This window comes from Enterobacter sp. PTB (assembly GCF_051130085.1).
GTDB lineage: Bacteria > Pseudomonadota > Gammaproteobacteria > Enterobacterales > Enterobacteriaceae > Enterobacter > Enterobacter ludwigii.
The window spans coordinates 1-5322 of the sequence record NZ_JBDKEE010000059.1; the positions used below are offsets into that span (position 1 = coordinate 1).

Sequence of the window (5322 nt, forward strand, 5' to 3'; positions counted from 1 at the left end):
GCTCACCGGGCTGGGTCTGTTCCAGAATCACCACGTTAATGTCCTGAATACGCGGCTCGTATTTCAGCAGCGTGGTCGCCAGCGTAGCTTTCAGCGCATGGACGGTGCCGGGCATGCCCTGCAAAATCAGCGTCATATCCGGCAGACCATAGTCCGGCAGATGGGCCACCGAACCGGCACGGGTACTGAGCACCCGCTGCAGGTTATCCAGCACCGACAGGATGTAGTGATTTTCTTCGCTGACCTGCTCCAGGGGCAGGCCTCCGGCAAAGTTGCCGTAGAGTCTTTCGTACAGTGACGGGCGGCGCATGTTATTTCTTATCCTTCAGCGGCAGCAGCGTCAGACGGTTATCACTGGCCTCAATGCGCCGCGCCTTGTCGGGGTCAAGGTCCTGACGGGGGATGACCAGCCGCCAGGTATTACGGGCCTGGTCAGGTGACAGGAACATCGCCGCGACCGCCACATACTGCGTAGCCTCCTCTGCGGGCATATCCACCGCGACCGCTTCGCCGGGCTTCAGGCGGATATCTTTTTCGGCCAGCAGGTCAGCCTTTATCACCAGACCATCACCGGTTGAGAGCGCCTTATAGTCCGCACCATCGAACGCTTTACGGTCTTTCAACTGGTAGATACGTATCATCGTGGGCAGTGGGATACCGTCATCGTTGACGTTCAGCGCCGCGCGGGCCCGGAGGTCCAGATGCAGCGTTCTGACCTGTTTGTAAAAAATGGCGGTGGTCACGGCCTTCGTGCCTTCGGACACTTTCTGCGTCAGGCCACAGCCGCTGAGTGATACGGTTGCCGCCAGCGCAGCACATACGGTAATGACCTTACTCCCGGTAATCGCCATCTTCATCGGTCTCCTTGCGGTGAATGTTCTCCCTGACGCACTGCCAGCGCCCCAGGGGGATTGTGATAACCCGGTTGTTGTCATGTGTCTGAGGACACAATGACCGCAGCACGGCGGTGCGTCCCAGCTGCACGCCGCCACGTTCGGGGTGACAGCTCGCCTGCGCATCCGGCAGCAGGGTGCGGTTCACGCACAGCTGCAGGCGCACGTCCAGCGCACTGCCGAGGTAAACATGCAGCAGGGCCAGCAGGTCGGTATGCAGCTGACCGCCGGGTAACCAGCCCTGTACCTCATCCGGATGACCGGTGGTGAGCTGCAGCAGCACCTGGCGGTTCACGTCGGTGCCGTGGTCACCCATCACCGGACGCTGTCGCAGACTGACCGGGTTGCGGGTGCTCATGGTCACCGGGGAGGCCAGCGGGATACGACAGCGGTCGTGATGCCAGACGGTGGCGCGGGTCTCCGGTGCCAGCAGCGTGACCAGCGAGGCCAGCCCTTCGGCGGTACGCCCCGGCAGCAGCATCACCGGCAGCAGCGCCAGAAAACGCGAGACCGGGGTGGCAATATTCTGCGCACAGCCCGGTATACCCAGCCCTGCCAGCCCCAGCAGGTACTGCGAGGTGCGGTCCTGCCCGCCGGGTTCAAAGGTGGCCGGGTACGAATACTTGCGCCAGATGCGGTAATACTGGGTAATCAGCCGGTGGTTGAAGATATCGAGAAAATCACAGACGGCCTCATAGCCCTCCTGGCGCTGCGTGATGTCGTCGGTGTAGACGGTGGGCAGCGGTGATTCCACGCCGTACAGCCCCATAAAGGTGACCCGCACCGTGGGCGGCAGGTGCGGCTGCTCAGGGATTTCAGCGCCTTTAATTTCGCTGACCGGAAAGCCCATCCCCGGATGCGGACGAAAGCGCACCGGCTCCTGACGCACCTGCCAGCTACTGCCCGCCACGGGCGCGTCCGGATGGTGCTTCTCCACTATCTGGCACAGCCGGTAAAAATTGGTGAAGGGCAACGATGACTGCAGCCGGGTTATCAGCCGGGCAGTCGCGGACTGTGGTTCTCTTTCCACCGGATGCATTTTCCTTCTGGCTGAACGATAAGGGAGAGCTGGTTAAACTGGTTCATATCGGCGTAGAGGGACAGGAAGCGGTTGAGCATTTCGCCAAACAGGTGGATATCCCCTTCACCGGTAAAACCGTTGCTGTCGAGGGTGACCTCGATATCCAGCCCGCGCAGCAGAAACCCGTCCTCGAAGCGCTGAATGCGGTGATGCTGCACGTCCTGAATGGCCGACAGCCGACGGTTATTGAGGTCATCGTCGGTCCAGTTGTACAGCTTCAGCGTGCCGCTCAGCACCTCCGGGCTGCTCATCATGTTCAGAAAGCGGGTGCCCAGGTGGCTCATGATGCGCCAGTGGAAGCTGTCCTCGTCCGGCGGGTACACCGGCAGCGTGGGTCTGCACAGGTTACGCAGGGTCACCGGCGTCTTGATGCGCTCCTCGCAGCGCTCCAGCAGGGTGCTTCGCAGCGCCTGGCGCGGCAGTTGGCCGTTGGTGCCGGTGATACCGAGCGAGAGCGTATCCTGCACCGGCGCGTTCTGCTCGCCGCCGAGGATTATCCAGGTGTCATACAGGCCGGTGACGCTTCGCTTCACCCGGGTATGAAAGTAGCGTTCCGGGGCCTGACGGCGCAGCATGCCGCCCTGATGGCGAAAGCTGCTGAACGGTACGTAAGGGGTTCCGGTACCGGTCACTTCATCGACCGAATAGATTTCGGTATGACCGTCCTGAAGCAGCTTCGGGCGCAGCAGGTACTCGCTTTCCAGGCCGTTCACCCTCAGCGGATCCGCGTCCATCGCGAAGAGGTTTATCACCGGCACGCAGTGCAGCCGCAGGGCATCGGCGGCCACCGGCAGGTCGGACGGCCATACCCGGCTGAAAACCGCTTCAATATCGAAATGGGTGAGACCCGGCGGGAGCGTGATGTTCTCCAGCCCGTTGAGGTGCACAAACATAAACTTTTCGCGGAAGGTGAAATACTCCAGCAGCAACTGATAGCCGCTGAAGGCGCTGTCCCCCTTCGGCCACAGGCGGTCCTCATCGGTAAAACCACCGGGCGAAAACCAGGCGTCCAGACGGATACGCTCCCCGGAGCCGGGCAGGCGCAGATACAGCGCCTCCAGCCGTTTGGTGAGCCACAGGTGCAGCGAACTGCTGACCGGCGCATCGTCGGCCAGATACAGGCACAGGCGCCTCAGGTCAGTCTGCGCCTGGTCGGCTTGCGGAGCGCAGGCAAACCGCGTAATGAGCGCAGAGCGTCCGTCCGGCTCAGCGGTCAGGGTGACGTTCCGGACGGAGAGTGGGTTAAGCATCATAGGCCGGGTGGTTCGATAGCGACAGACGGTGTTTGCAATGCCCACCGGGCGGGAGTAGACCTCCAGTCCGGCGGGAACCTCTTCGGCAATCTTCATATCCTGCAGGTCCGGCGTGAAGCCCACCACCGACAGGGAGGGGATGGTACGCATGTAGTGCGGCCAGAGCATGCTGACCAGGCTTTCCGTCAGCTCCGGCAGGTCGTCATCGATTTTTTGCCGCAGGCGTCCCATGGAAAAGGCAAAGCCTTCAAACAGACGTTCGACGTACGGGTCCGGCGTACCGGCCTTATCGAGATCCAGCATCATCGCCCGGTCAGGGTGGGTCTGAGCAAACTCTTTGGCTGCTTCACGCAGGTAGCGCATTTCGGCGTCAAAATAGCGCAGGGTTAAATCTTCCATGTTTTCCTCAGGATGATGCTGCTGTCGTGATAGCCCGTTCTGCAGGGATATCTGCATGTTCGTCCTGCAGCCAGTCTTCAAACCTACGACCAAACCGCATTCCTTGCCATAATTCGCCTATTTGACTAGTGACATAAGCCACAATCACGCAGACAGAGATAAAATCGCCACAAAAGAACACATTGAATAGCGTGTTTTTTTCATTTTGCAAAAAATAGTGGAGAATGAAATATCCATAATAAATGAAGGCAGCAGCAGAACACGAACCAAATGAAAAATATATCAACAATGTCAACCAGAAGGATTTTTTATTAATAGAAAAACAACCAGTCGCACATCGTGTAATAAAGGTGCGTTTCAAAAAAACATTCAACCTCACGTCCAGTGAACCGATTTCCTCAGAAGCTAAAAAGGAAATTAACTTATGGCTATGCCAGACAGGCAGGTATACCCCCATTTGCTCATACAAAAATCTCATCTGAATAAGTGTATGTGGTGTCAGGGCTTTTCCTTTTAAAATATCGATCTCCTCAATTATTTTAACCTTTTGGTCTATGGGTATTTTATTAAAGCGCTGTTGCTTTGTTTGTTGAGAACCAATGATTATTTTAGGAATGCCGTCAATTATTTTTTTTAGCAGGTACAAAATAATCGGTAATACGATAATGTTTAGAATATCAGAATTCATTCAGTTTCCTTAATTACACAACACGGCGGCTCTGGCCGGATCGAGTGCCACCAGTCCGGCCAGCAGCAACTCCATCTCCGGCTGCAGCCGCGTTTTTTCGGCTTCACTGCGCCCGGCTATCTGGCGCAACAGTTTGAGTTTTCGTGCTTTCACCTCAAACAACAGCACCGGCTCCCACTGTTGCAGCGTCAGGCTGCCCGCCTGCGAATTCAGCTCGCCCAGCAGATGCAGGGCCAGCGTGCTTTTGCCAAACTGCTCAGCGATGCGGGCCATCAGCAACTGCATCAGCCAGCGCTCCCGGGTCGTGACCACGCCGGGGCGCTGCTGTAGCCAGGTCAGCGCCGCTTCCACGCCGTCTCCGTCGGCTTTCTCCTGAGCTTCCGCTTCCAGCGCCAGAATATCGTTGTCGGTGGTGCTGGCCGCACTGACGGCGGATTCCTGCCAGTCTGTCGCATCGCCCGGTACCTGCTGGCGTATCCAGTTCAGCGTCACTTCGTCAGCAAAGGGAGAGCCGTCGTTAAAGGCCAGCGTCTCCAGGCCGGGCATACGGCGGAGCAGCCCCTTCAGGTCATCCTGAATAATGTCGGCTTCCGTCCCGCGCCCCAGCTTCTGCAGCGCCTGGTGGATATACCACTGGACGTCCAGCCACAGGTGTCCCGCGCCGCGTGCGAACAGGCTGTCAGCCTGCTCCCGGAGTTCGTTCCAGCGCTGCTGCTGGTACAGTCGTTTCAGAAGCGCACGGGCATCCGCTTTCGGCGGCTCGATGCGGGTGCGGCCATCGCCCTCCGATGGTGGTAGCTGCGACAGCGTGTCGTGGCGCAGCGTCTTCATCAGCCGGTGGGCGGCCAGCCAGCCGTCCGGCTGTTCGTTCAGCCAGGTGGTCATCTGTCGGGCCAGGTCCAGCAGTTCACGACCTGAAGCAATGGCGGCTTCTGTGGGAAGTGGTGAGGCATCAGGGAAAGATTACGAAACCCCGCAGCCCGCAAGGACTGACGCGAGATACTTCCT

General features: G+C 58.7%; 5 protein-coding genes and 1 pseudogene. All 6 read right to left on the bottom strand.

From position 1 onward, the window contains the following. Positions 1-310, bottom strand: a 310-nt coding sequence (gene tssE, locus AAIR21_RS27150; RefSeq protein WP_434682740.1) for a type VI secretion system baseplate subunit TssE, incomplete at its 3' end; no start/stop codon positions are given. A gap of 1 nt (position 311) precedes the next feature. Next, positions 312-851 carry a type VI secretion system lipoprotein TssJ gene (gene tssJ / locus AAIR21_RS27155; RefSeq protein ID WP_434682745.1) on the bottom strand — a complete coding sequence of 180 codons (540 nt, stop codon included), beginning with the start codon at positions 849-851 and terminating at the stop codon, positions 312-314. Next, on the bottom strand, positions 832-1932 hold the full coding sequence (gene tssG / locus AAIR21_RS27160; protein WP_434682742.1) for a type VI secretion system baseplate subunit TssG: 1101 nt from the start codon (positions 1930-1932) through the stop codon (positions 832-834). The genes tssJ and tssG overlap by 20 nt, the downstream gene beginning before the upstream one ends. Beyond that, positions 1887-3626 carry a type VI secretion system baseplate subunit TssF gene (gene tssF / locus AAIR21_RS27165; RefSeq protein WP_434682747.1) on the bottom strand — a complete coding sequence of 580 codons (1740 nt, stop codon included), beginning with the start codon at positions 3624-3626 and terminating at the stop codon, positions 1887-1889. The genes tssG and tssF overlap by 46 nt, the downstream gene beginning before the upstream one ends. Before the next feature lie 7 nt (positions 3627-3633). Next, on the bottom strand, positions 3634-4314 hold the full coding sequence (locus tag AAIR21_RS27170) for a hypothetical protein (protein ID WP_434682744.1): 681 nt from the start codon (positions 4312-4314) through the stop codon (positions 3634-3636). A gap of 9 nt (positions 4315-4323) precedes the next feature. After that, positions 4324-5253, bottom strand: a pseudogene (gene tssA / locus AAIR21_RS27175) (type VI secretion system protein TssA); the annotation flags it as partial. Between the last annotated feature and the right edge of the window lie 69 nt (positions 5254-5322).